Raw genomic sequence first — 26,603 nt, forward strand, 5'->3', positions numbered from 1 at the left:
ATGCTTAGGTCCCTAGCATCTACCCACTACATACCAAGTGATGGCATCATGCTAAAGAATTTTAGCGCAAATGCTTTCGATCCCTTGGCAGACCTGATTGATGATAGGTTTAATGGCATAACTATATACTCCAAAGGCAGAGGCAAGTTACATTTCCATACGCACGCTTGGAGCGGGAGCCTCTCAAAAATTGAACAGGGGAGATTAGAGCAATTCAACCTATTCTCATCTGAACCGAGTGATTGCTGGATCGAATTCGGTTCCGATAGCAGTGAACTGACGTCGATCTCGCTATTTGCGATGGGCGATTGCGATCCGGCAGCCAAAGGCCAACAAGTGTGGCTCAAGGGAGTCGAGTTCTTCGAGCTTCAGCCGTGGCAAAGCGAGTCATTCCCGCTCTCTAGCCATGCCGACTTTCGATTTGCGAAGGTGGGAAGCCTCATAGTCCCGCACTTGGATGCGGTGATCGGGCAGGCAATCAAGAACACAGGGGCATGGGCCCCCAAAGATCTCGAACTTTTTGAGCAACTTGTCAAAGTCGGTGACGTCGCTTTCGATATCGGCGCAAACATTGGCCATCACACTGTATTTTTCTCCAAGCTCGTGGGCGAGGGCGGAAAGGTTTTCGCATTCGAACCTCAGCAGGAGATTTTCAGATTCGCTTCGGCCAACCTTGCGCTGAATGGGTGCTGGAACACGAGCTTGATGCAAGGCTGCCTCGGTGACCAAGATGGGCAACTTTATATGGCACCGATATCCTATGAAGAGCCGAACAATTTCGGAGCTCTGTCGGTGGCGTCAACGACAGAGTCGTCGGGCGGTGAGGTTGTGCCAGTCTGGGCGCTCGACAACCTGATTTCATCTGGGAAAATCGTCATTGATCAATTGGATTTCATGAAGATCGACGTTCAATCCTTTGAGCTATTTGTGCTTTTGGGAGCAAGGAACGTCATTGACCGGTTCAAGCCTAAGATCTTTTTGGAAATAGCCCCATATTGGATGAAGCTGAAAGGCTACGACTACCGAGAAATCTACAGGTTTCTTGAAGATTTAGGATATGAATTCAAACACTTTGACGAGGGGGCCGGATTAGAGGCGGGAATTCGTCAATGGTCTGGCGAATTCACCGAAGAGTGGGATGTGCTCTGTATTCCACGGAGTATACCTGGCTTGCAGAGACGTTGATGACGGCACACACTCTATGACCATCCTCCTCGACGCCTATAACATCGCCCGCTCGCACGGCACGGGGGTGGCCACTTATGGCCGCAACCTTGCGCGGGCGGCTGCGGGGTTGGGGTTTGAGGTCCGTTTGATGTTCGGCACCCGCGCGGGCCATTCGCGCAAGCAGCCGCTGCTCAACGAAATCGCTCTGGCCGAGGGTGACGGTGGGCAGTCCGAGCCTCGCAAGCGGCGGGCGCTGGCGCTCCCCGGTCAGGTCGTCAAAGCGACTGGCGGGGTCTTCGGCACCCGGCAGGCGCGCGAAGTCGCGCTTTCGGGCGAGGTGATCCTGCCGCCCGCGCTCGGCGTGCCGGGGGCGCGGTACTGGCACACGCCGCAGCTCTATGAACTCGCCAACGCGGCGTTCCGGGCGACGGGGCGGATGACGCGGGTCGCGCTACCGGGGACGGACATTGCGCACTGGACCTATCCGCTGCCGGTCAAGACCCCGGGCGCGGCGAATGTCTACACGCTGCACGATCTGGTGCCGCTGCGCCTTCCCTACACCACCGCGGATCACAAGCGGCACTATCTGGCTCTGTGCCAGCGGATCGCACGCGAGGCGGATCATATCCTCACCGTGTCCGAGCATTCGCGCGCCGACATCATCCGCATCCTCGGCGTCGAGGAGGACAGGGTCACCAACCTCTACCAGTCGACCGATATCGCGGGGCTGTTGGACAGCGTAACGCCCGATCAGATCGCGCAGGAGGTCGAAGGGCTGCTCGGCGTCGGAATGCGCGAGTACTATCTGTTCTTCGGCGCGCTCGAACCGAAGAAGAACCTCGCCCGGCTGCTGGAGGCGCATCTGATGAGCGGATCGCGGCACCCGCTGGTGATCGTCGGTGCGCCCGGATGGGGAAGCGAGCGCGATGTCGCCCTGCTCAAGCAGTTGGCCGAACTGGACACCGAAAAGCGCATCAAGTGGCTGGGCTATCTGCCGCGCCAGACCTTGGCCACGGCGATTGCCGGGGCGCGGGCGGTGATGTTCCCCTCGCTGTATGAAGGTTTCGGGCTTCCGGTGCTGGAGGCGATGTCGCTCGGCACCCCGGTCATCACCAGCGCCACATCCTCGCTGCCCGAAGTCGCGGGCGATGCGGCTGTAATGGTCGACCCCTATGATGTGCGGTCGATCGCCCGGGCGATCAAGGCGCTGGACGATGATGACAGCGCCGTCGCAGAGCTGGGGCAACGCGGCCTCGTACAGGCAGAACGTTTCAGCGCAGGCGCCTATCGCGAACGGTTGAGCGAATTTTATGCGCGGCTGACCGGCACGGCCTCGCGCCTTCCCAACGAGGGGCGCGCCGCGCCGCCTGTCCCGCTTACAAAGGCACAATCAGCATGACCCGCCCCAAGTCCGTCACCGGAACCGTCGCACGCCCCTTGCTTGCGTTGCTGCTCGCCGGAGTGGTCGGTGCCTGCACCACGCTGGGTGCGGCCGGGCCCTCGTCCGGTCAGATCCGCAAGGCCGAGGGGGCGGACTATGCCGGGTCGCAGGTCGCACTGGTTGATCTCGATCCGCTGACCTACAAGCGGATTGCAGCCTTCGAACAATCGCTTGGTCTGGCGCAGCAATTTGGTGAAGGCGGCGCGGGCGACGTGTTGATCGGCCCCGGCGATGTGCTCGACATCGCGATGTGGGAAGCACCGCCCGCGGTGCTGTTCGGCAGCGCAGGGATCATCCCGGGAGCCGACGCTGGCGCGCAGAACCGCACTGTCGTCCAGCAGGTGGTCGATGGGACGGGCAGGATCAGCGTCCCGTTTGCCGGGCAGATTGAAGCGGCCGGGCAAACGCCTGCCGCCATTGAGCGTGCCATCGTCGCGCGGCTGGCGGGCCGGGCCAATGATCCCCAGGTCAACGTCCGGCTGGCGCTCAACGATTCGCGCAATGTCACCGTGCTGGGCGAAATCGCCGCCAGCCGCCGCGTCCCGCTGGGCCCGCGCGGCGAGCGACTGCTCGACATCATCGCGAGCGCCGGTGGCCCGCGCGCGCCGGTGCATCAGACTACCGTGCAGGTCAGTCGCGGCGGCACCTCGGCGACCATGGCGCTGGAGGCGATCATTGCCCAACCGGCACAGAACATTCGGATGCGCCCGGAAGACGTGGTGACGGTGCTGCACCAGCCCTACAGCTTCATCGCGATGGGCGCTGTGGCGACCAGCGCGGAAATCCCCTTCGAAGGGCGGGGCATCTCGCTGGCGCAGGCCTTGGCGCGGGTCGGCGGATTGCGCGATAACCAGGCCAATATTCGCGGCGTGTTTGTGTTCCGGCTGGAGCAACCGGAGGCACTGGATCCGGCACAGCGTCGGGCAACGCAAGCGCTTGAGGATGGCCGCGTCCCGGTCATCTATCGCCTTGATCTGTCGGATGCGCGCGGGTTCTTCGTGGCGCAGGAATTCCAGATCCGTGATCAGGATGTGGTCTATGTCTCGACGGCACCGGGAGCGGAGTTGCGGGAATTCCTGTCGACCGTGACCAGCCTGGCGTTCTCGGCTGTCGCAATCGGCAATGTGGTGACCAATAACGGCAACTGACCCGGCTTGCGGACGGTTTGCCATCGGAGTCGCGCTGACGCGAAAAATTGCAGGACATCAACAATCGGGTGTGTTGCAGTCGCGACACAGCGGGTTTGTGCATGAGCCTCCGGCAAGGCACGCCGATGGCGGAATTGCGCCGATTGCATGGGTACTTGCAAGAATGTTGCACGGTGCGAACGGGCATGACATACTTGCTTGCATGGACGCACGTTTCTTCTGTCCCCTCGGCGGTCAAGTGACCGTTCGCCGGTCGGTCGAGTTTCATCTCACCGACTGGTTCAACGAGTGATTCCCTGCCGCGCGGGATAGGCGCGGATTGATTGCAGCGACTGGCGCCGTGGCGCGTCGCTGCCCTTCATCACAGCTCCGGGCTTCATCCCGCTGATTCGCCTCGCGGCCGCGTGCCGTGCCTCAGGGTTTCAGGGGGTTCACCTTATGTCGTTTCAAACACCGCTTTACCGCGGCGCGCTGCGCGTCGCCTCCATTCTGCTCGCCGGCGTCGCCACGCCCGCTCTGGCTCAGGCCGAGACGCAGCCGGCCGATGCCCAAGCCGACGTCACTGCCACCACCGACGAACAGTCCGCCGAAGAGGGGCAAGCCATCACCGTTACCGGCAGCCGGATTGCCGGCCTGCCCAAGGACGGCCCGGTGCAGACGCTGTCCGTGACGCGCGACGATATCGTCCAGTCGGGCGCCGGTACCATCATTGAAGTGCTGCAAGACCTGCCCGTCACCAGCGGCGGCGGCCAGACCTTCTCGACCGCGACCGCCGGTGCGCTGTCGTCCGACACGCCGGTCGGCGCTTCGGCGGTGTCGCTGCGCGGGCTTGGTGCATCCTCCACCCTCACGCTCATCAACGGACGCCGCGCCCAGATCAGCGCCTTCGCGCGCGGGCAGGAGAGCTTCATCGATGCCAGCTCGATTCCTCTGGCCGCGATCGAGCGGGTCGAGGTGCTGCCGTCCGGTGCATCGGCGATCTACGGTGCCGACGCCGTGGCGGGGGTCGTCAACTTTGTGCTGCGCGAGGATTTCCAAGGGCTGGAGCTGTCCGGCTCCTACGGCAATTCCACCGCGGGGACAGACGAAGGCCGCTTCAACATCTCGGGCGTGTTCGGCGCCCAGCTGGGTGAGCGCAATTCGGTGATGCTGGTGGTCGATTATTTCCGCCGCAATCCCTTCTTCCTGCGCGACCGGGCGATCAGCCGCAACAGCTTCAGCCCGAGCCAGCAGGGCTTCTTCCCGAGCTTCAACGATCTGTTCCTACAAACCAACGACCAGACCGAAGGCCCGGGGAACGGCGGCTGCGCGCCCGAGGATTTCGGGGTCGGCAACCTCGGCGAGTTCTGCGAGGTCAACAACAACGCCTTTGTTTCCGCCAATGACCGGCTGGAAACGCTGGGCGGGTTGTTCACCCACCAGTTCCGCATCACCGATGGTCTGACGTGGTACAACGATGTCATCTACCAGCGCGTGCGTTCACGCGGGGTCAGCAGCCCGGCCAACTTCAGCCGCGCGCCGGTCGACCCCGAAAACCCGTTCTGGCCCGCCGCGCTCCAGCAGGACCTCATCGACGAAGCCGGGGTGGACGACTTCAGCGAATTCTTCGGCTTCCCGATTTTCGCCTGGGGCAAGGTGCCCGAGCCGCGCGGGGTCGCAGTCGAATCCGACAGCTACCGGATCACCTCCGGTCTCAAGGGCGATCTGACCGGCGACTGGGACTTCGATGTCGCCTTCCTGTTCGGCGGCAATGACCGGGTGCAACGCGGCACCTCCGGGCTGTACCAGTCGGGCACGTTCTTCGATCTCAACCTCGGCAATATCTGCACCGACGGCAGCCGGGTGAACCGCTGGACGGTCAACGCAGCCCGGCCGAGCGCGCGCTTTGTCGGCAATACCTGCGAGGATTCCGGCAAATCGACGCTGTGGTACAACCCCTTCGGCGGTCAGACCGATCAGGAGGATGGCGTGCTCGACCTGCTGGAAACGCAGGCCGAACGGCGCGGCAAGTCGCGGCTTTATGCGCTGGATGGCTTCGTCAACGGCACGGTGCTGGATCTGCCCGCCGGCCCGGTCAAGGCCGCGTTCGGCGGGGAATTCCGGCGCGAAACGCTGAGCGATGTGCCCTCGGGCCTCGCGGTCGCAACCCCGACCAACCCCGATCCGATCCTCGGCTTCTCGTCCACCAGCGCCAACGCCACCCGCAACAACTGGTCCGTGTTCGGGGAGTTCTACGTCCCCGTGACCGAGACCTTTAACCTGCAACTGGCCGCGCGTTACGACGATTTCCAGGGCTTCGGCGGCGACTTCAATCCCAAGATCGCGGCGCGCTGGCAGCCGGTGGAATGGCTCGCCCTGCGGGGCAATTACTCGACCAGCTTCCGCGCGCCTTCTCTCGCGCAAAGCGGGGCGGGTGTGCTGCTGTCGGCCTATCGCGTCGATTGCCGGGCCACGCCGCAGGCCTGTAACAACAACGCCAACGCCACCGGTCAGGCGCTGCTGTCCGAGGACGTCGGCAACCCCAATCTCGAAGCCGAAAACGCGCGCAGCTTCGGCGGCGGGGTGGTGTTCCAGCCGAGCAATGCGATCGAACTACTGATCGATTACTGGAACATCCGGCACGAAAATCTGGTCGGCATCGACGAGGATGATTTCATCCGCCGCGCGCTGGCGGGCGAATTCCCGGTGGTGGGTTCCGGCCTGCTGCCGACCGGCTCACCCGGGCTGGAGGTGACCAACGGCTTTGTGTCGGACGCGCATTTCCAGATCACCAATCTCGGCTTCCAGAAGACCGACGGGATCGATGTCGCCTACACCCACCGCTTCCCCGAAGGGCCGCTCGGGCTGTTCACGCTGACTGCGGACGTGACCCACATCCTCAACTTCGACCGGCAGGCGTCGCCCTCCAGCCCGGTTGAACGGCTGGCGGGAGATTACCTCTTCCCCGACTGGATCGGCGCGGCCCGCCTGCGCTGGCGCAAGGATGAATGGCGCGCGAGCGTCGCCGGGTTCTACACAAGCGGCTACCGCGACGATCCGGCCAACCGGACGCTCGACGCCCTCGGCCTGCCGCGCGGGCAGGACTATTTCGTCGATGATTACATCACCGTCGATTTCACCGTCAGCTACGATTTCGCCGAAGACAGCTTCGTCCAGCTGGCGGTGCGCAACGTGCTTGACGAGGATCCCCCGCTGGTGCTCGGTTCGTCGTCCAATGTCGACCTGTTCAATCACGACCTCATCGGTCGGTTTGCCACGGTCAGCATCGTGAAGCGGTTCTGAGCCTCGGTGAGGGTCGCACCACCCGGGCCTTGCGCGTCAAGCGTGCGCAGGGTCCGGGGCGGCGCGGCGAGGAGAATACATGACTGACGATCCCGCGCTGCCCCCGGCGAAACGCTGGCAGATGCCCGATACGCTGCTGATCCTGTTCACGCTCGCCGCGCTGGCGTGGGCGGCGACCTGGCTGTTCACACCGGGGCAGTTCGCGCTGGCGGGCGATCCGGCGCGGATCGTGCCCGGCAGCTTCACCGCCGCCGCCGGGCCAAGCCCCGCGCCGATCATGGGCGGGGAGGCGCGCACCGGCTTCATCGACTTTCTGTTTGCGGGGCTGGTCACCGGCGATCGCAATTCGGCGGCCATTGGCCTGATGGCCTTCATCATCGTGCTGGGCGGCGTGTTCGGGATGGTGATGAAGACCGGCGCGATCGACGCCGCGCTGCAATCGGCCCTGCCCGGCGGCAAGGCGCGCAACGAGACGCTGATCATTGCGCTGTGCATCGCCTTTTCGCTGGCGGGCGCGGTGTTCGGAATGTCGGAGGAGGCGATTGCCCTCACCCTGCTGCTCGCGCCCGCGCTGACCCGCGCAGGCTATGACGCGGTGACGGCGGTGCTGGTCTGTTACGGCGCGAGCCAGATCGGCTTTGCGACCAGCTGGATGAACCCCTTCAGCGTGATCGTTGCGCAGAGCATTGCCGGCCTTGCGCCGATGTCGGGGCTGGAGGTGCGCGCGGTGCTGTGGCTGGGCTTCACCCTCGCCGCCGCACTGTTTGTCGCGTGCCATGCCCGCGCGGTGCGGCTGGGGCGGCGGGAGCGGATCGGGACGCTGGGCGAGGCGGCGGCAGAGGCTCCGGCGATGGCGTTCACCGTCGCTCACAAGCTGGTGCTGCTGACCGTGATCGCCGGGGTCGGCTGGGTTGCGTGGGGTGTTTCGACCCGCGGCTACTACCTGCCCGAAATCGCCGCGCAGTTCTTCGCCGTCGGCATCGCCACCGCCGCGATCGCCCATTTCGGCCGGATCCCAGGCGCGCGCGTGCACGCGATGGTCGACGCCTTCCGCGAGGGCGCTGCACAGTTGCTCCCCGCTGCGCTGGTGGTCGGCGCGGCCAAGGGTATCCTGCTGATCCTGGGCGGAGATGACCCTGCGCGGGCCTCACTGCTCAACACCTTGCTCGACAGCCTGAGCGGGTTCACCGCCGCCATGCCCGAGTGGCTGACCGCCTGGGCGATGTTCATGGTGCAAAGCCTCATCAACCTCTTCATCGCCTCGGGATCGGGGCAGGCGAGCGTCACCATGCCGATCATGGCCCCGCTGGCCGACCTGTCGGGCGTGACGCGGCAGACGGCGGTGCTGGCGTTCCAGCTGGGCGACGGGTTCACCGATCTGGTCAATCCCACCTCAGCGGTGCTGATGGCCTGTCTGGCAGCGGCCCGGATCGGGTTTGGCGAATGGCTGGCCTTCATCTGGCGGCCGGTGCTGGGATTGATGGCGCTGTCGAGCGCGGTGATGGTTGCGGCCCATCTGGGAGGATATTGATGCGGGCGCGGTTCATTCTGGCGGGCCTTGCTTTGGCGGCGAGCACCGCCGCGGCGCGGGCCGAGGGCGGCACGCTGGTAATCGTCGGCGGCGGGCTCGATCCGGCCAATGCCGAGATTTTCGCCGCGCTGCTCGATGCCCGGCCCGAGGGCGCGCCCGGTATTGCAATCATTCCGGCGGCCTCGGGGGAATCCGCAGCCTCATCGCGGGCCTTTACCGCCGCGCTGCAACGCCACGGCACCAGGCCGGAGGATATCGTGACCATCCGCCTCGCGGCTGTCGATGACCCCGGCACGCCCGATGAGGACGAAAGCCGCTGGGCCGGCAATGCGCATGACCCGGCGGAAATCGCTGCGGTGAAACGCGCGGGCGCGATCTGGTTCCTCGGCGGCGATCAGGCGCGGATCACGGCGGTGCTGCTGGAGAAGGATGGCAGCGACACCCCGATGCTCGCCGCAATCCGGCAGCGGCTGGCGGGCGGCGCGGTGGTCGGCGGCACCTCGGCCGGGGCAGCGATCATGAGCGAAGGGATGATCGGTCAGGGCGACAGCCTGGGCGCGCTGCTGGCCAATGCGGGCGGCGAACCGCTTGAGCTGACGCGCGGGCTCGGGTTCCTGAAAGGCGCGCTGGTCGATCAGCATTTCGGTGAGCGCGCGCGGCTCGGGCGGCTGGCGGTGGCGATCACCGACCCCGGTCAGCCGCAGCGCATCGGCCTCGGGATTGATGAGGACACCGCGCTGATCGTCAGCCTCGGCGATGGTCGCGCTCTGGTGAAAGGCAGCGGCTATGTCACCCTGCTCGATGCCCGCATGGCGCAGCGGACCCGCGGGCCGCGGATCGGGATCGCAGGGCTGAGGCTCGGGCTGGCGGGCGCGGGTGACAGCATCGGTCTTGCCGAACCGGGCGTCACCCCTGCCCCCATCCGCAAGCCGACGGCGGGGCGCGAATACGTCGAACGCCCGCTGCTCGCAGGCGGCGGCATGGCCTATGGCGACCAAACGCTTGCTGGGGTCGTGGGGGAGGGATTGCTGGATAACGCCGCTGCCAGCGTGACCGAACGCCACTCCTTTGCTGGCCGAGAGGGCGTCACCTACCGCTTCGCCAAGACCGGCGCGGCGCGCGGGTGGTGGGGCCGCGATGCACAGGGCCGCGCCCGCTATACGATTGAAGGCGTCGCCTTCGACATCACCCCGATCACCGTTGCCATCAGAAAGGCCACCGATTGATGCCGCACCCTCACGTCATCGCATTGCACGGCGGAGCAGGCGTCCACCCCACCCGCGATTATCGCGAGGTCGAGGGGCATCTTGGCGCGCTGGTGCGGGACTGTGAGGCGCAGCTGGCCGACGGAGCAAGCGCAATCGACGTGGTCGAACACGCGGTCGCGGCGATGGAAGCGAGCGGGCTTTATGTCGCCGGGCGCGGGTCTGCGCCCAATGACCGGGGCGAGGTCGAATGTGACGCCGCGATCATGGACGGGGCGCGGATGCGGGCGGGCGGCGTATGCGCGGCGGTGGGCCTCGTCCACCCGATCCGCGCGGCGCGCGCGGTGCTCGAACACACACCTCATGTGCTGATCGCAGGCGCAGGCGCGCGGCGCTTGGCGGAGGAACAGGGGCTGGCCTTCGTCACCGACAGCGCCGCCCATTACCGTTTGCCGGTCGGGGTGGAGGCGGAGGAACTGCTCCAGCTCGACAGCGGCCTCGCGCATGGCACGGTTGGTGCGGTGGCGCTGGACCAGCAGGGGCGGCTCGCCGCCGCGACCTCGACCGGCGGCCTGCTCGGCAAGCGTGCCGGGCGCGTCGGCGACACGCCGATTACCGGCATCGGCAACTGGGCGGACGGCGACATCGCGGTCAGCTGCACCGGGATCGGCGAGGCTTTCATCTACGCGGGCGGCGCGCGCGATATTGCCGCGCGCATCGCCTATGGCGGGGCGAACCTCGACGAGAGCTGCGCTGCGATGCTGGCAGAGGTCGCGCGCCAGCAGGGCGATGGCGGCGTGATCGCGGTCGATCGCAGCGGCGCGGTGACGATGGCGTTCAACTCTCCCGGCATGAAACGCGCGGTGGCTGGCGCAGGCCGCCAGCCCTTCGTCGGCATCCGTTAGGCCCTCCCAGCGCGCGTCAGACCCTGCCAGACCTGTCGCAAATCCGCCGCACTTGGTCGGTCTTCATCGCCCACTTGTCAGATTGTGGCTTGCATTCGCCGGGCTCGGCGCTAGGCGCGCGATACGTTATCTCATTCTTTCAACGGGAACCCCCATGATCAAGCACAAGACGCAAACCGCGTCCTCTCATCTTGCACTCACTGCTGCGCTGGGTCTGGCCTTTGTCGCCACGCCCGCGCTTGCGGAGACGGCGGAAGCGGAAGCCGCAGCGCAGCCCGCTGGCGGCGCTCAGGTGGAGGATGACGTCCACAACCGCCAGACCGACGGGATCGGCACCATTATCGTCAGTGCACAGGGCCTCAAGGAGCTCGACGTGCTCGCCGGTACGAGCGTGGTTGAAATCCGCGACATCCAGCGCGACGCCGTGACCGGCCAGATCGGCGACCTGCTGACGAAGATTCCGGGCGTCTCTGCCACCAGCTTCGCCCCCGGCTCCTCGCGCCCCGTGCTGCGCGGCCAGCAGGGCGAACGTGTGCGCGTGCTGGTCGACGGCGTCGGCACCGCGGACGTGTCGAACACCTCGGTCGACCACGCGACCACCATCGACCCGATCACGGTCGAGCGGATTGAAGTGCTGCGCGGCCCCGCCGTGCTGCTCTACGGCAGCCAGGCGATCGGCGGTGCGGTCAACGTGATCGACAAGCGCATCCCGACCCGGATGCCGGATGAAGACTTCCACTTTGACGGTTTTGCCGGGATCGACAGCGCAACCAACCTGCGCACGGGCGCGGGCAGCATCGACGTCGGTGTGGGCGAGAGCCTCGTGTTCCACGTCGATGGTTCCTGGCGTCAGACCGATGATTTCGAGATCGGCGGCTTCCAGGTCGCGCCGGCGCTGCGGGCCGATCTGCTCGCCGATGCCGACGAGGAAGCAGCGGAAGGCGAGCTGGAAGAAGCGGCCGAACTGCGGGAAGCCGCCAATCAGCGCGGCACCGTGCCCAACTCGGCGATGGAAAGCTGGACGATCAACGCCGGTCTCGGTGTGATCCTGGGCGAAAGCACCTTCGGCGCATCGCTCGGCTGGTATGACACCACCTACGGCGTCCCCACGCGGCCGGGCGCAGGCCACCACCACGGCGAGGAAGGCGAAGAAGAAGGCGGCGAGGAAGAAGGCGAGGAGCTCGTCACCATCGGCCTCAAGCAGTTCCGCGCCGACTTCAAGGGCGACGTCTTCCTTGGCGACGGCGCGTTTGAACGCCTGAAGCTGCGGGTCGGCTATTCGGACTACACCCACACCGAATTCGAAGGCGCCGAAGTCGGCACCGTGTTCGATTCCACCAGCGTCGAAGCCCGCGCCGAACTGGTGCAGAACACCGGCGGCACCCTGCGCGGATCGAGCGGTGTTCAATACCAGCACCGCGATTTCTTCGCCGTCGGGGCTGAGGCCTATATTCCGCCCAACCTGACCGATCAGGTCGCGCTGTTCACGCTTCAGGAACTCGGCACGGGCCCGTTCCAGATCGAAGCCGCTGGCCGCGCCGAATTCACCAAGGTCAAGGCCCAGACCCTCGGCATCGAGCGTGATTTCGATACCTACTCCGGCGCGCTTGGCCTCGTGTACGAGGGCATCGAAGGTATCCGCGTCGGTATCAACGGCTCGCGCGCCGAACGTGCGCCGAGCGCCGAGGAACTGTTCTCCGACGGTCCGCACATCGCCACGCAGGCGTTCGAAATCGGCGACCCCAACCTTCGGACCGAAACCGCCTGGGGCCTGGAAGCCTATGCCCGCGGCAGCATCGGTGCCGGGACGTTCAGCCTGACCGCCTTCAGGCAGTGGTTCGGCAACTACATCTTCCTGGAGGAAACCGGCGAGGAGGAGGACGATCTGCCGGTCTTCCAATACCTCCAGCAGGATGCCGACTTCTTCGGGATTGAAGCCGATCTCAACTATCCGATCATCGACGGCGAAGGCTTCCGCCTGATCACCGATCTGCGCGCCTCCTATGTCGAGGCGGAACTGGCCGATGGCACCGCCGTGCCGCGCATCCCGCCGCTGAGCCTGCTCGGCGCGCTGGAAGCCCAGACCGGCGCGTTCGACGTGCGCGGCGAAGTGCAATGGTTCGACAAGCAGGACCGCACGACCGCGTTTGAAACGCCAACGGACAGCTTCACTTTGGTCAACGCCCTGATCGCGTGGCGTCCGCTAGCCGATAACCAGAACGTCACTGTGCAGCTGGCCGCCGACAACATCTTCGATGTCAACGGCCGCCGCCATGCCAGCTTCACCAAGGACTTCGTGCCGCTGGTGGGCCGCAACTTCCGCGCGAGCGTGCGCCTGAGCTTCTGACGATTGCAAAAACAGGTGAGCCCCCGCGCGGGCGGGGGCTCATTTGGCCTTGTGACAAAGACGACCAAGGTCCCCGCCTGCGCGGGGACTCACAGCCTAGCTCTCGACCGCGAAGGTCAGCTCGGCGTGCTCTTCCAGCCGCTTCACGAGATCTTCACCCAGGAAGCTGCCCGGCGTCCCGATCCCGCCCGGCTTGGTGCAGCTGAGCAGCGCAATCCCGGTTTCGGAGAGCATCCGGCTGGTTGAGCCATAGCCCGGATCATACCGGCCCTTGACCCCGAATTGCAGACGCCCGCCGTCAGCCATGTCGGCGACGAACACCACATCGTAGAAGCCGTTCTCGCGCTCTTCCTTCGTGGGGCCCTCACCCGGCTTGGGCGGCTTGGCGCCGAAGGGGTTCTTCATGAACTCGAGCGCCGCATTGGCCGCCGCCTTGCCCGCGTCGCCGGGGCTGGTCAGCATCATTTCGTCATACTGGAAATCGGTCCCGTAGGGGTGGCCGAGCAGGAAGTTGGTGCGGTGGACGTTCTTGGTGTTGATCGGCGCCATCACGAAGGGCGCGGACCACTTGCCGAGGTCGTCCTCATACGAAGGGATCATGCCCGAGGGCTGGTCCGGCCCTTCGAAACCCGGCGTCAGCGCAAAGGGATTGCGCAGCACGTTGATCAGCGAGGGGCTTTTGGCCGCCGCCTTCATCGTCGCGCCGAGGCTCGCCGCAGTGCCGCCCGAGAAGGTGCCCTGCATCGCGCGCACCCGTCCCCGGATGCGCGGCGCGGGCTTGCCGAAGCGCTCCACGCAGGCCTTCTGGGTCATCATCACCCCGAGATCGAAGGGGATGGAATCGAACCCGGAGGAAAAGCAGATGCGCGCGCCGCTCGCCTCGGCGGCGGCCTGATGCTCGGCAATTTTCTCCGCCATCCAGGCCGGTTCGCCGCACAGGTCGGCATAGTCGGTGCCGGTCTTCACACAGGCCGCGACGAGCTTGTCGCCATAGAGCTGGTACGGGCCAACGGTGGTCAGCACGACCTTCGTCCGCGCGCACATGGCTTCGAGGTCGGCGTCTTCGTCGGCATTGGCGACCACCAGCGGCGTGGAGACCGGTGCGCCGATCAGGTCGCGGACCTCCTCAAGCTTGGCGAGGCTGCGGCCTGCCATGGCCCACTTGGGGCCGTCCTCACGGCTGCCGTAATGCTGGGCGAGATATTCCGCCACCAGCCGTCCGGTGTAGCCGGTGGCGCCATAGACGATGATGTCGAATTCGCGGGCTTTGGTCATGGTGAATCCCAACTCCGTTCGTGCTGCGCTTGCCGAAGCACTGTCTTTCTTGAGGCAGGCTCAGGGCTAAAAGAAGTGCGGCCCTTCGACAAGCTCAGGGCGAACGGAAGTGGGTCACAACCTCGGCAGCGTCACCCCGCGCTGGCCCATATATTTGCCCGCGCGGTCCTTGTAGCTGGTCTCGCAGCGTTCGTTGCCCTGGAGGAAGAGGAACTGGCAGGCGCCTTCATTGGCGTAGATTTTCGCGGGCAGCGGCGTGGTGTTGCTGAACTCGAGCGTCACATGCCCTTCCCAACCCGGCTCCAACGGCGTCACGTTCACGATGATCCCGCAGCGCGCGTAGGTGCTCTTGCCGAGGCAGATCACCAGCACATCTTCCGGCACGCGGAAATATTCGACCGTGCGGGCAAGCGCGAAGGAATTGGGCGGGATGATGCAGACATCAGTCTCGCGGTCGACGAAGCTCTTGGGATCGAACTGCTTGGGATCGACCACCGAGCTATCGACGTTCGTAAAGATCTTGAACTCGGGCGCGACGCGGGCGTCGTAGCCGTAGGACGAGAGGCCATAGGAAATCACCCCGTCGCGCCGCTGCGCTTCGACGAAGGGCTCGATCATGCCATGTTCGAGCGCCTGGGTGCGGATCCATTTGTCGGAGAGAATCGCCATGAACGAGGGATTCCCGATGCGCGGGTGCGGGGCAAGAGCGGGCGGAAACATATCCCCTCTCGCCTCAGCGTTGCGGGAGCGGAAAACGGCTAGAGACCCCTATGCGGAAAAGCTTATCTCTCCCCCCTGTGGGAGAGATACGAAGACTTGGCAGCTTGCTGCCTAGTCGCAGTTGAGAGGGGGCTGGGCCGGAGCTTCGCTCCGGACCCCTCTCCCAACCCTCTCCCGCAAGGGGAGAGGGCTAGGACTGCAACTCACTGGCACTTCAGCCGGATCACCTGCCACGCGAGCTGGGTCGGGTTGCCGCCGTTGCGGCGGACCTCCTCGTCGATGCATTGCTGCTGGAAGGTGCGGTTGTCCGGGACGATGCCCCGCGCCATGCGCTCGAAATCGAGCACGTCCTGCAAGTCCTGCGGAGACAGGTCGCTGGTATAGATGCGGCCCTGAAGCAGCGCCTCCAGATTGGCGCGGGCGCGCAGCGCGCGCTCGTTCGGGGCGCCGGGCAGGCCATAGCTATCGCCGGGTGACGGCGCGGGCGTTGGCGTCTCGGCGGGCCGGACCCGCATCCGTGGCGGCTCGGCCTGCGCGTTCGCCGTGATCATCAGCCCTGCAAGCAGGACGGCCTTGGCCGACATTGTCATCACCGCTCTCCTCCTGCGGGTATCACCGCGGTTTTCGCGCAGAGCAGATTACCCCACCGTGAACTCGGCCCACACCGGCAGATGATCCGACGCGGTCGCGGAGAGCGCGCTGCGGTGCACGCCGCAGCTGCGCAGCACCAGCCGGTCGCAATGCATGATCCGGTCGAGCCGCCCGATGGGGCGCTGGCTGTGGAAGCTGGGCCCGGGGTCGAGCACGGTGAAATGCTTGCCAAACTCGCGGAAACACCCGGCATTGGCGCGCCATTCGTTGATGTCGCCCATCAGCACCGTGGGATGCTGCTGCCGGGCGGCCTCGCCCAGTGCGGTGATGGCGCGGGCCTGCCGCACGCGCCACAGGCCGGACAGGTCGAGATGCATCCCGAACACGCTGACACTCGCCCCGCCGATCCCCAAGGTCGCCGTCACCACCCCGCGCGGCTCAAGGCAGGGGATGTGGATGATGTCATGCGCGTCAATGCGGATGTGGCGCTTCACCAGGATCGCATTGCCGTGCCACCCCATCGAATCATGCTGTACGTCGAGCGGCACCGGGACGTAGTCGGTGTGGCTCGCGATCATGAAGGGCGGGAGCACGCTGGTGCGCTTGCCGAATCTGAGGTCTGCCTCCTGCAAGCAGACGATATCGGCATCGACCTCGGCCAGCACCTTGAGGATGCGCGCGGGATCGCGCTGGCGGTCGGTGCCCACGCCCTTGTGGATGTTGTAGCTGGCGACCTTGATCCGCTGCGCCATTATCCCGCCGCCAGCAGGCTCGCGTTGCCGCCTGCCGCCGTGGTGTCGATCGTCATCACCCGCTCGGTCGCGAAGCGTGCAAGGTAGTGCGGACCGCCCGCCTTGGGGCCGGTGCCGGACAGGCCCTCGCCGCCGAAGGGCTGGCTCTCGACCACCGCGCCGATCTGGTTGCGGTTGACGTAGAAATTGCCGACCCGCGCATGGGCCTGCACGAAGCGCCGCGTTTCGGCGATACGGCTGTGGAGGCCGAGCGTGAGGCCGAAGCCGGTGGCGTTGATGTCATCCACCACCTGCGCCAGCTCACCGGCGCCAAAGCGCACCACGTGCAGCACCGGGCCGAAATGTTCGCGCGTCAGATCGCGGATCGAGCCGAGTTCAACAATGGTCGGCGCGACGAAGCAGCCCTTCGCGGTCTGCGGCGGGAGCGGCAGGCGCGTGACCGGCCGGCCGCTCGCCACGCAGCGCGCAACATGGCGTTCGAGCGCGGCCTTGGCGTCCTCGTCAATGACCGGGCCGACATCGGTGGCAAGCTCCGCCGGATCGCCGACATGCAGCGCCTCGAACCCGCCGCGGATCATGTCCAGCATCGGCTCGGCGATGTCATCTTGCAGATAGAGCACTCGCAGCGCCGAGCAGCGCTGCCCCGCGCTCTGGAAGCTGCTCGCCAGCACATCGCGCACCACCTGTTCGGGCAGCGCGGAGCTGTCGACGATCATGGCGTTCTGACCGCCGGTCTCGGCGATCAGCGTGGCGATCGGCCCGTCGCGATTGGCGAGCGCGCAGTTGATCGCGCGGGCGGTCTCGGTCGAGCCGGTGAAGGCGACGCCCGCAAGGCGCGGATCGGCGGTGATCATCTGGCCGACCGCGCCTGCGCCGGGCAGCAGTTGCAGCGCCTCGGGCGGAATACCGGCTTCGTGGCACAGCTTGACCGCGAGGGCCGCGATCAGCGGAGTCTGTTCGGCGGGCTTGGCGATCACCGAATTGCCCGCCGCCAGCGCGGCTGAGGCCATGCCGATGAAAATCGCCAACGGGAAGTTCCACGGACTGATGGTGGCAAACACCCCGCGCCCGTGGAGCGCGAGTGAGTTTTCCTCGCCCGTCGGCCCGGGCAGGATCGTTGGCGCACCGAATTGCTGACGCGCGCCTTGCGCATAATAGCGCAGGAAATCGACCGCCTCGCGCAGTTCGAGCACGGAATCGAGCAGCGTCTTGCCCGCTTCGCGCTGGCACAGGCTGAGGAATTCCGCCGCGTGCGCTTCGAACAGGTTGGCCGCTTCTTCGAGCAACAGCGCCCGCGCCTCGCCGCCCAGCGCGTCCCAGCCGGGCTGGATTGCGGCGGCGCGGGTGAAGGCGGCTTCGACCTCTTCGGCGGTCGCATCCCGGCGGGTGCCGATGACGGCGGCGGGATCATGCGGCTTGGTGATCGGCGCGATCTCGCCCGCGATGGCCGCCGGGAAGGTCGGCTCGGCCTGCCACTGGACGTCTTCGAGCATCTTCAGCCGCGCCATCAGCGGCTCCCGCACCATGGGGTCGCTCAGATCGATCCCGGCGCTGTTGACGCGCGCGCCGAAGATGTCCTTCGGCAAGGGGATCGCCGGATTGCGGCGCGGGCTGAGCGCGGCGAGTTCCGCGACGGGATCGCCGACCAGCTCTTCGGCCGGAATATCGGCATCGCCCATGCGGTTGACGAAACTGGTGTTCGCGCCGTTCTCCAGCAGGCGGCGCACCAGATAGGCGAGCAGTTCCTTGTGCCCGCCAACCGGCGCGTAGATGCGAACCGGAGTGCGCTGGTTGCCTTCGAGGGCGTGGAGGGCGTCGTACACCTCTTCGCCCATGCCGTGGAGGCGTTGAAACTCGAAGGCCTTGCCCTCGCTGAGGTGCTTGATCGCTGCAATCGTATAGGCGTTGTGCGTGGCAAAGGCCGGGCGGATCACATCGGCGTGCTCGAACAGGCGTGCGGCGCAGGCGAGGTAGCTGACATCGGTCGCGACCTTGCGGGTGAAGACGGGGTAGTCGGTATAGCCGCCCACCTGCGCCAGCTTCACCTCGCTGTCCCAATAGGCGCCCTTCACCAGCCGCACGAACAGCTTGCGGCCGTGACGGCGCGCCAGTTTGCCGGCCCAGTCGCACACCCAGATCCCGCGCTTCTGGTAGGCCTGGATCGCGAGGCCGAAGCCCTCCCACCGGCTGCCATCGGGGCGGCGGAACAGCTCGTCATCGGCGACCAGTTCCTCAATGATGTCGAGGCTGAGTTCCAACCGCTCGGCCTCTTCGGCGTCGATGGTGAAGTGGATGTCGGCATCGCGCGCGCGCAGGGCGAGCGTCTTGATCATCGGCACCATCGCGGCCTTGGCCGCGTCGGCGTGGAAGAAGGTATATTTGGGGTGGAGCGCCGAGAGCTTGACCGAAATGCCCGGCGATCCGGCCACCCCAGCGCCCGCTTCGCGCGCCAGCCGGGTCAGTGCCGCTTCATAGGCCTGCCGGTACTTCTCGGCATCGGCAAAGGTCATCGCCGCCTCGCCCAGCATGTCGAAGCTGTGCGTGATCCCCCGCGCCCGCTCGGGCGCGGCGCGCTTCAGCGCCTCGTCGATGGTGCGGCCGAACACGAATTGCCCGCCCAATATCTTCATCGCCTGACCGGTCGCGGTGCGGATCACCGGCTCGCCCAGCCGGTTCATCGCGCGCTTCAGCACCGAGCCCATCCCGCGCTGGCGGGCATCGGGCGGATCGAGCACTTCGCCGGTCAGCATCAGCGAGAAGGTCGCGGCGTTGACGAAAGTGGAAGAGCTTTCGCCCAGATGCTCGCCCCATTCGATGCTGCCGATCTTGTCGCGGATCAGCGCATCGGCGGTGGCGGCATCGGGCACGCGCAGCAGCGCTTCGGCGAGGCACATCAGCGCGATGCCTTCCTCGGTATCGAGGCCATATTGCTGAAGGAAGGCGTCGATCCCGCTCGCCTTCTTCCCGCGCGCGCCTTCGATCAGATCGATGGCCAATTGCGCCGCTGCGGCATGAACCCGCGCGGCCGGGGCGGCCTGATCCAGCCGCTCGGCGATGCAGGCCTCTTCCTCCTGCCGGTAGGCGCGGCGCAGGTCCGTGCGGTCGATGCTGGGGGCAGCGGAGTAGTCAGCCATCTGGTTTCACCTGAAACGATTCGCGGGGAGAATGCCCGGCCCTCTGAACGCGCTGAGGCTGCGCTTCAAGCGCGGGTTTTGCAACGCCCCGCTTGCCCGCCGCAGCTTGCGCGGTTAGCCTTGCGCTGGCGACCAACGGGGGCTTTTCGATCATGCGCATGTTCTGCTTCCACTGCCGCGACGGAGAAGACGGTGGCCGCCTGCGCGCAATCCATCGGCCCGCACACCTCGACTTCGTCCACGCCAATGCCGAGCATTTCGTGATCGTTGGCCCGTTGAAGCGCAGCGACGGGCTGATCATCGGCTCATTGCTGATCGTGAAGGCCGAGGACGAAGCCGCCGCCCGCGCCATTCTGGCGGACGATCCCTATCTCACCGGCGGGGTGTGGCAGCTGATCCGGGTGGATGAATTTACGCCGCTGCTGGGCGACTGGGCGTAACAGGCAAACCGCAAACCAAATGCTTTTCACCTCCCCTTTCCTTGGGGAGGGGCCCATAAGGGTCGCCCAGTTCGAAAGCACTTACCTAAACGGGTCGTTGTCGCTGTAACGGCGGCTGATGAAGGCCGCGTTGCTGGAAAAGGCGTCGAGATCGTGTTGCGCCAGATTGCGGGCGATCTCGTCGATCCGGGCCTGCATGGTGCTGAGGCTTTCTTCGAGGATAAAGCTGGCCGACTTGCCGGTCTTGCGGAAGATTTCGGCGCGGTGGGCGCTGGGGATGTCGATATAGCTCTTGACCAGCTTGGGCAGATGTTCGTCGCGCATCAGCTCGATCTCGGTGCGGCTGACGGCCTGCACCTGTTCGCGGTCCATCATCCCTTCGACTTCGGCGAGGCTGGAGAGGATCGTGCGGATCTTGTCCCGCGCGCCAGTCGGCACGCGCGGGTCGTCGTAATCGAATGCGGGCTTGCGAGGCGCGGGCGCCGCAGCACCGGGCAATGGGTCCGCCCCCGGCTCGGGCGCCGCAAACATCTTCCTGATCGAATCAAACAGGCCCACGAACCGTCACGTCTCCCTTGACCGGCGCTTGTCCGGCGTGCCGTCCTAACATCACACCCCGGCAAGTGCCACCAGCAGCTTAGCGCGCCGGATCGCCCAGCCGTGCCGCGCTGCCTGCGCGTTCGGTGTCGAGCCGGTCGAGCGCATCGTAGAGCCTGGCAAAGGCCGACTGCAAGGCTTCGGCGCTGGCGTCCGTGCTGACGGGATCATCCTCCTCGATCAGATTGCTGGCCGCGCGGCGCAGGCTGGCAATCCCGTCGAGCACCAGTTCCTGACTGGCGATCATCCGCGCCGCCTCGATCGCGGTGCGCAGCACCAGCACCATGGTCGCGGTCGCCTGATCAATGCCTTCGATCAGCCGGGTGTTGGTGGCGCTGACGATCTCGCGCAGGGCCGCGGCCTGCATGGCGAGCGCGCGGGCCTCGGCCATGTCGCGCATCCGGGTCTGGACCGTGTGGAGCGCATCCGATTGCAGCCGCCGCGCCTTCATCGGCTCACGCGCGGCCAGCGCCTCAGCGCGGGCGGTGAGGGTGAGCGCGATTTCCTCGGCGAAGAGCGCGTGTTCGCTGAGGGCAGCGATCAGCGGCGTCAGCCCGGCCTGCTCGGCTTCGAGCGTGACATTGGCGCGGATCAGCGCGTCACGTTCGCGGGTCAGCGCGGTCAGCGCCGCCTCGATCTCGCTCTGCGCCGCGCGATATCGGCGGAAATAGGCCTTGGGGTCGGGCTTGGCCGGGATCAGGCCGAAGCGCTTGGCCCCGCTGATGAGATTGCCTTGGCGCAGCGGTTCGAGGCTTTCCGCAAGGTTGCGCAGCCCCGCAATCGCGCGGGCGATCCCGCCGGTCGGCGGCGGCGCGACATGGGCGAGGCTGCCCGCATGGCGCGCGGAAAGCTGCGCGATGTCATCCCGGCCCAGCGCCTCAATCGCTTCGAGCTTGTGATCGAAGGCCGGACTCAGCGGCTCGATCAGCAGCAACTCTGCGACATATTTCATCGCCTGCCCGGCCAGTTCGGCGTGGCGCCGTTTGGTGATCGCGGAGGCGGGGTGGGTCATTGGCGGCAGCGTCAGGCGACCCGGGTCGGCTGTTCGGGAACGCCGGGCGCAGCACCGCGCAGGCCGTGCACCGCGGCGCGGTCCAGCACGCCTGCCGCCCAGCGCGCGTGGGTGGTCGGCTCGCACATGCTGCCGCCGTGGCTGAACACCGCCCGCGCTTCCCGCGCAAGGATGGCGCGCGCCTCTTCCGCTTCGCTGGCCGAGGGGCGCAGCGCTTCGTGGATGATGCCGACCTGCACCGGATGGATCGCCGTCTTGGTGAGCAGGCCATGCTCGAGATCGCGGGCGACCTCCTCACGCAGCAGATCGCTTTGTGCGTAGTGCTCGAACACCGGAGCGGACAGGGCCATGCCCTCGGGCAGGAACACGCTCGCCATGGTCGCAATCGCCAGGCCGAGCGGGCCGTCATAGGCGGTGCGGGTGCGCGAGCGGCGGACGCCGAGCAGGTTGAGGATGTCGTTCCCACCGATCCTGACCGCATGAACCTGATCGCCCAGCGGCTGGAGCCTGCGCGCCATCGCGGTCAGCGCCGTGCGGTCGAAGGCCTCGGCGCCTTCGATGGTGGGCATGATCCCGTGCCGGGGGTTTTCCAGCCGCGCGAGCCAGTCGCCCAGATTGGCGGTCGTGATCTTGGGCAGGACGAACCCGGCCAGCCGCTCGATTCCCGGCTGCGCCTGCATCCAGGTCAGCATCGCGGGACTGCGCGGGCGGGTGTAGGCGATCAGCGCGGGCGGCGCGGCCTCCAGCGCCCGGAGCGTTGCACGGAACACGTCCTGCGCCGCGCCCACCTCGGCCTCGTGCAGCGAGTCCTCAAGACAGATCACCACCGAACGCAGATCGGGATTGTCGCCCGCCAGCACTTCGGCAAGGCGCGGGTGCTGCACCGGGATATAAAGCGTCGCACCGAGCTCGACCGCTTTCGTCATCACACGTCTCCTGCTTTCGCAATCACAGTTACGGCGCGATAGTTGCCGAGTTCCCGTTGCCGCACACTTACCCCGGTTTGTGTGGCAAGATGAAGCAAATGAGCAACTTCCGCGTCATCCGTGTCGCGCACCAGCACGGCCTCGGGCACGCGGCGCAGGACAGCGCGGGTCGCCTCCGCGATGCCGGGCTTGATGCGGTTGCGATCGCTGACCGCGAATTCGTCCATCAGGCTGGCGATCAGCCTCTCGCAGGCAAGGCGGCTGTGGCGGGCCCCTTCCGTTGTCCAGCCGGGGTGGGGGTGGGCGGAAGGCGGTGCGGCCTCGATGGCGGCGATGAAGGCGCGCGATTGGTCGGCTGCGGCGAATTCGGTGAGGTGGCGGCAGGCGTGGAACTCGCCCTCACCCACCAGCGCATCGGACAGCACCGAGCGGCTCACCAGCCCGGATACGATCCCGCCGAGGATGCCGGAGGGGATGAGATAGTCCGCCGCCGTCGCCGCGAGGCTGGCGCAGCCCGCCGGGTCGGCCACCACCGCGAGGAAGGGGGCGAAGCCGGTGCTCCCGTCGCCAAGGCTCGCGTCCAGTTCCCCGGTGATCGCGCCCTTGCCCGTCCAGCCGTCAACGAACACCGCGTCCGCTGTCCCGCGTGCGGCGGCGATGTGGGCGAGCGCGACGCGGTCGATCCCGCGGCCCCGGATGATGCTGACCGCGTAATGCACCGCCTCGACCCCGCGCCGCAGCAAGGCCCGGCGCAGCAGCACGCCGATGGGCGTACCCGCGCGGGCGAGCGAGATAATGGTGCAGCTTTGCGACGTTGCGGGCCGCGCGGCAATCGCATCGGCCAGCGCCGCCACGTCAGCCCTGAGCCGCCCCCCATTCCGCGCCAGCGCGGCGTGGTAGAGATCGAGATAGCGCCCGTCCGGCAGCCGCTCTTCCGACAGCATTTCCGAATAATGCCGAGCGCCCGACTGGATCAGCGCCTCCTTGGCGCGCACGTCGGTCAGGCCGATGGCTGCGGGTTTCAGCAGGAAGGTTACGTCTTCGGGGGCGTAGGAGCCGTGGAACGGGGTCATGGCCACGCGCTCAATCGATCCACTCATGCCCGCGCGCAATGTGCTGCCACAACTGCGCGCCCGTCGGGATCATCGCCATATCGGTGAGGTCGAGGAAGCCCGCATCCGACCAGCTGTCGCCAATGCCGATCACCGGGCGTTCGGGCGTGTCGCAGCGGACCTGTTCCAGCATGTAGCGCACCGCTGCCCGCTTGCTCAGCCACGGGGGCAGGAAGGCGAGGTTGTTGCCATTGGCGTGGATGCGCCAGCCGTGGGGCAGACGCGGCCTCAGCGCCTCGGCCACGGCGGTCAGCGCGGGGACATCGCCGTGATTGCTCTTGATGACGCAATAGAGATCGAGCCCGTCCTCGCTGACGATCCAGTGGCGGAACGCCGCGCCGTCCAGCCCGGCAATCAGTTCGGGATGGAGCGCGGCGGGCGTAATCCCGGTCTGCGCCTGCGCTTCGAGGTGGCGATGCCAGACCGGATCGGGCGTGCCGTCCGCCATCAGGATGCAGCCGCCATTGGCGCAGATCGCCGGGGCCTGCGCGATGTCGACCCGCGACAGCACTTCGCGGCTGCGGGCGGTGACCGGCACCACCTCGCCATGCGCCAGCCACGCCATCAGCCCCTGCTGCGGCGGCGTTGCGTACCCACTGGGGCTGCCATCGACGAGGCGGCTCATCAGCCGCAGCGTGTCCTCCGGCCAGTCGCCGCACTTGGGCCGCGTCTGGAACAGGCTGTCGTCAAGGTCGGCCAGGATAAGCGGGCGGATGGTCATGCCTGCGCCCCGTAGCGGCAAAGCGCGAGTTCGACCATGGCGCTGCTGCCGGCTTCCGCGACCCAGCGCGCCAGGGTGTCGGCCTGCGCCCCCGCAATCTCCGCCGCGATGACGATCCGGTCGGGCCGGTGGGCGAGAAGGTTGTAGACATGGCACGCCGCGCCCGAGCCATAGGCGTCTTCCAGCGTGGTGACGCTCCGCATCGCATGGCCGATCAGTGCGGGCGTGCGGGTGATCGACTGGACGGCGGTGATCGCGCCCTGCGCGGCGAGGTCTTCGGCGATCCGCAGCGCTTCATAGGCGTGCTCGCCATCGCCAAGCACCAGCACCCGTTCGCCCGGCGCGGCGGAAAGAGGCTCGCGATCCGCCGCTTCCGGCGCGAGCAGGCCGGTGCGGCTGCGCATGCCGGTGGCAGGCGCAGTGCCGTGGCGGTTGGCGGTGGGCGCGAGGGTCGCGGCGGCCTGACCAGCGCCCGGCGTCCATACGAGCGTTCCGGCGATCAGCGAATGCGTCGCAGCGGGGCGCGGCATCCGGGCCAGAAACCCGCCCCCGCTCCAATCGGTGAGGCTGGCGCAATGCACCGCGGCGATCTGCGGCAAGGCCATGATCAGCGCCTCGGCCGCCTCGACGAAGGTGCTGCCGGTGCTGCATTCATCATCGACAATGACGAGACTTCGCGCGGCGGCGAGTGTGGGTTCGACGTCCGCGCTCACCTGCACCATGTGCGAAGCGGCGTGGCTGTGGCCTTCCTCGAACCGGGTGAGGATGCGCGCGCCTGCCACGATCTGACGGCTGCTCTGGATATAGGCGCTGGCGGCTTCCGGGTGACGGGCGCGCCATGCCGCCCACACGCTTTGCGCAAGGCCCGTCGCCGTCTCGGCCATGCCGCAGAACAGCACCGGCCCCGGCAGGTCGCCGGGGATCTGCGCGGCGAGCGCATCCGCAGCGGCGCGCAGGGCCTGCGGCGGTGTCGGCAAATGGCGGCCCAGCACCCGCGAGACGATCAGGAACCCGCGCCTGGGATTGGCCCGGGCGGCGAAATCGCACAGCGCGGCCACGCGTTCCGGCGTGACCCCGCGCAGCACAAGCTGCCCGGTCGGCAGGTCGACCGTGACGCCATCCTGCACCGGATCAGGCATGGATGATGATGCTGACCACCGCACTGCGCGCGCGCGCGACGACATTGCGGCGCACGTTATCGGTCGCAATCGCGATCGGCGGCAGTTCCGCCCCCGCCGCCGCTGCCATTTCGAACACCATCGCAGCGCGGATGCCGAAATTGACGTTCTCGGAAATGGACCCCCGGTTGCGCATATTGTCATGCGCCAGGCTGGCCGAGGTGATGCCGACGAGGTTGCCGAATTCGTCGATAATCGCCCCGCCGGACGAGCCCGAGCCAATCGGCGCGCTGAACTGGAAGCGCGAAATGTCCCCGCCCCCGCCCGTCAGGCCCGAGACATTGCCGGTGGTCACCTTGAGATCCGCCCCCAGCACGTCGATCAGCGGGAAGCCCGCCGCCATGATATCCTCACCCAGAAACAGCGGCGATCCGATCCTGAGCGGCAGCGGCGCGCCGGCCGTCTGGCAGCGCAGCAGCGCCAGATCGTGCTGGACATCGACCGCGAGCACGATGCCGGGATCGCGCGCGGGGCCGACCTCGAAGCGCTGGCCGTCCTCGACCACATGGGCATTGGTGACGATCAGATCGGGCGCGATCAGCACGCCGCTGCCCGAACCGATCAGCTGGCCCGGCACCGGCTTGGGACGGTTATGCCCGCGCCCGTCGGGATGCGGGATCGGACCGTTCCCCGGCGGCGGCACATCCGGCACATTGCGGAACGGCACCGTCACCGCGCCGAGATTGCGCGCCCGAACATAGGCGTCGATCCCGAAGGTGAAGCCCTCGTTCGACAGCTTCATCCGCCGCTCGCCATTGCGGGTATAGACCTCGGCCAGGATCACGGCGGCAAGCTGTTCGGTTGGCGGGGGCATCACGTGGGTGGTGCCGTCCACCTCCATGTGGATCGGGTAGGCGGCATTGGTGAAGCCGCCGTGGCGGTCATCCATGACATAGGCGACGATCTCGAAGTCGCCTTCGAGCTCGGCCATGCCGTCCATGAACCAGTGCTGCGGATCGATCCGTTCAAAGGCGAGCACGCGCCCGCTCTGGCCCTGACCTGTCCCGATGGCGGCAAGCGCGATGCGCTGGCCTTCCGGCCCTTGCAGACGGATGCGGCAGTCAGCCTTGGCGCTGACCGGCAGGCGCTGGCCGGGCTGGGCAGGTTGCATGGCCGCGT

The 26,603-nt window shown here is 66.7% G+C and carries 21 protein-coding genes; 9 read left to right on the forward strand and 12 right to left on the reverse strand.

Going from position 1 to position 26,603, the window contains the following annotated elements; genetic code table 11:
- The first annotated feature begins 48 nt into the window (after window positions 1-48).
- From ACLBKT_RS12705 to ACLBKT_RS12740, 8 genes are all read left to right on the forward strand, one after another.
- Window positions 49-1,185: an FkbM family methyltransferase gene (locus ACLBKT_RS12705; RefSeq protein ID WP_410183277.1), complete on the forward strand. Its 1,137-nt coding sequence runs from the start codon at window positions 49-51 to the stop codon at window positions 1,183-1,185.
- A 16-nt stretch (window positions 1,186-1,201) separates the two neighbouring features.
- On the forward strand, window positions 1,202-2,566 hold the full coding sequence (locus tag ACLBKT_RS12710) for a glycosyltransferase family 4 protein (protein WP_410183278.1): 1,365 nt from the start codon (window positions 1,202-1,204) through the stop codon (window positions 2,564-2,566).
- Window positions 2,563-3,756: a polysaccharide biosynthesis/export family protein gene (locus ACLBKT_RS12715; protein ID WP_410183279.1), complete on the forward strand. Its 1,194-nt coding sequence runs from the start codon at window positions 2,563-2,565 to the stop codon at window positions 3,754-3,756. The genes ACLBKT_RS12710 and ACLBKT_RS12715 overlap by 4 nt, the downstream gene beginning before the upstream one ends.
- 438 nt (window positions 3,757-4,194) lie before the next feature.
- Window positions 4,195-7,038 (forward strand): TonB-dependent receptor plug domain-containing protein, encoded by a 2,844-nt coding sequence (locus ACLBKT_RS12720; protein WP_410183280.1) that lies wholly within the window; start codon window positions 4,195-4,197, stop codon window positions 7,036-7,038.
- A gap of 79 nt (window positions 7,039-7,117) precedes the next feature.
- A complete protein-coding gene (gene yfcC / locus ACLBKT_RS12725) occupies window positions 7,118-8,569 on the forward strand; it encodes a putative basic amino acid antiporter YfcC (RefSeq protein ID WP_410183281.1) in 1,452 nt (483 codons plus the stop codon).
- Window positions 8,569-9,795 carry a cyanophycinase gene (locus ACLBKT_RS12730; protein ID WP_410183282.1) on the forward strand — a complete coding sequence of 409 codons (1,227 nt, stop codon included), beginning with the start codon at window positions 8,569-8,571 and terminating at the stop codon, window positions 9,793-9,795. The genes yfcC and ACLBKT_RS12730 overlap by 1 nt, the downstream gene beginning before the upstream one ends.
- Entirely contained in the window at window positions 9,795-10,679 is an 885-nt protein-coding gene (locus ACLBKT_RS12735) for an isoaspartyl peptidase/L-asparaginase family protein (RefSeq protein ID WP_410183283.1), read from the forward strand. The genes ACLBKT_RS12730 and ACLBKT_RS12735 overlap by 1 nt, the downstream gene beginning before the upstream one ends.
- Window positions 10,680-10,833: 154 nt before the next feature.
- Window positions 10,834-13,026: a TonB-dependent receptor gene (locus ACLBKT_RS12740; RefSeq protein WP_410183284.1), complete on the forward strand. Its 2,193-nt coding sequence runs from the start codon at window positions 10,834-10,836 to the stop codon at window positions 13,024-13,026.
- A 96-nt stretch (window positions 13,027-13,122) separates the two neighbouring features.
- Here ACLBKT_RS12740 and ACLBKT_RS12745 read toward each other — a convergent pair whose 3' ends face one another.
- From ACLBKT_RS12745 to putA, 5 genes are all read right to left on the reverse strand, one after another.
- Complete coding sequence (locus ACLBKT_RS12745) at window positions 13,123-14,301, reverse strand: saccharopine dehydrogenase family protein (protein WP_410183285.1); 1,179 nt, start codon at window positions 14,299-14,301, stop codon at window positions 13,123-13,125.
- A gap of 114 nt (window positions 14,302-14,415) precedes the next feature.
- Window positions 14,416-14,970: a dCTP deaminase gene (gene dcd, locus ACLBKT_RS12750; protein ID WP_066526763.1), complete on the reverse strand. Its 555-nt coding sequence runs from the start codon at window positions 14,968-14,970 to the stop codon at window positions 14,416-14,418.
- Between the two features lie 254 nt (window positions 14,971-15,224).
- Window positions 15,225-15,611, reverse strand: coding sequence for a hypothetical protein (locus ACLBKT_RS12755; RefSeq protein WP_410183286.1), 387 nt, complete (start codon window positions 15,609-15,611; stop codon window positions 15,225-15,227).
- 48 nt (window positions 15,612-15,659) lie between these two features.
- A complete protein-coding gene (locus tag ACLBKT_RS12760; RefSeq protein WP_410183287.1) occupies window positions 15,660-16,364 on the reverse strand; it encodes an endonuclease/exonuclease/phosphatase family protein in 705 nt (234 codons plus the stop codon).
- Window positions 16,364-19,498, reverse strand: coding sequence for a bifunctional proline dehydrogenase/L-glutamate gamma-semialdehyde dehydrogenase PutA (gene putA, locus ACLBKT_RS12765; RefSeq protein WP_410183288.1), 3,135 nt, complete (start codon window positions 19,496-19,498; stop codon window positions 16,364-16,366). The genes ACLBKT_RS12760 and putA overlap by 1 nt, the downstream gene beginning before the upstream one ends.
- 152 nt (window positions 19,499-19,650) lie before the next feature.
- Here putA and ACLBKT_RS12770 point away from each other — a divergent pair, with 152 nt between their 5' ends.
- Window positions 19,651-19,938: a YciI family protein gene (locus ACLBKT_RS12770; RefSeq protein ID WP_410183289.1), complete on the forward strand. Its 288-nt coding sequence runs from the start codon at window positions 19,651-19,653 to the stop codon at window positions 19,936-19,938.
- Between the two features lie 81 nt (window positions 19,939-20,019).
- Here the strand turns inward: ACLBKT_RS12770 and ACLBKT_RS12775 are convergent, their stop codons facing one another.
- The 7 genes from ACLBKT_RS12775 to ACLBKT_RS12805 form a co-directional block, all read right to left on the reverse strand.
- The gene (locus ACLBKT_RS12775) at window positions 20,020-20,496 is read right to left on the reverse strand and encodes a hypothetical protein (RefSeq protein ID WP_410183290.1); all 477 of its coding nucleotides are present in this window, start codon (window positions 20,494-20,496) and stop codon (window positions 20,020-20,022) included.
- A 79-nt stretch (window positions 20,497-20,575) separates the two neighbouring features.
- Complete coding sequence (locus ACLBKT_RS12780) at window positions 20,576-21,547, reverse strand: toxic anion resistance protein (protein ID WP_410183291.1); 972 nt, start codon at window positions 21,545-21,547, stop codon at window positions 20,576-20,578.
- Window positions 21,548-21,558: 11 nt separating this feature from the next.
- Window positions 21,559-22,473, reverse strand: coding sequence for an HpcH/HpaI aldolase/citrate lyase family protein (locus ACLBKT_RS12785; RefSeq protein ID WP_410183292.1), 915 nt, complete (start codon window positions 22,471-22,473; stop codon window positions 21,559-21,561).
- Window positions 22,473-23,573, reverse strand: coding sequence for a cysteine protease StiP family protein (locus ACLBKT_RS12790; protein ID WP_410183293.1), 1,101 nt, complete (start codon window positions 23,571-23,573; stop codon window positions 22,473-22,475). The genes ACLBKT_RS12785 and ACLBKT_RS12790 overlap by 1 nt, the downstream gene beginning before the upstream one ends.
- Window positions 23,557-24,306, reverse strand: a complete 750-nt coding sequence (locus ACLBKT_RS12795; protein WP_410183294.1) for a sucrose-6-phosphate hydrolase — start codon at window positions 24,304-24,306, stop codon at window positions 23,557-23,559. The genes ACLBKT_RS12790 and ACLBKT_RS12795 overlap by 17 nt, the downstream gene beginning before the upstream one ends.
- The gene (locus tag ACLBKT_RS12800; RefSeq protein WP_410183295.1) at window positions 24,303-25,445 is read right to left on the reverse strand and encodes a phosphoribosyltransferase domain-containing protein; all 1,143 of its coding nucleotides are present in this window, start codon (window positions 25,443-25,445) and stop codon (window positions 24,303-24,305) included. Before ACLBKT_RS12800 ends, ACLBKT_RS12795 begins: the two co-directional genes overlap by 4 nt.
- Entirely contained in the window at window positions 25,438-26,595 is a 1,158-nt protein-coding gene (locus tag ACLBKT_RS12805; RefSeq protein WP_410183296.1) for a S1C family serine protease, read from the reverse strand. Before ACLBKT_RS12805 ends, ACLBKT_RS12800 begins: the two co-directional genes overlap by 8 nt.
- Window positions 26,596-26,603 lie beyond the last annotated feature (8 nt).

Origin of the sequence: Erythrobacter sp. W302b, from assembly GCF_046452395.1 — a bacterium.
Lineage (GTDB): Bacteria > Pseudomonadota > Alphaproteobacteria > Sphingomonadales > Sphingomonadaceae > Erythrobacter.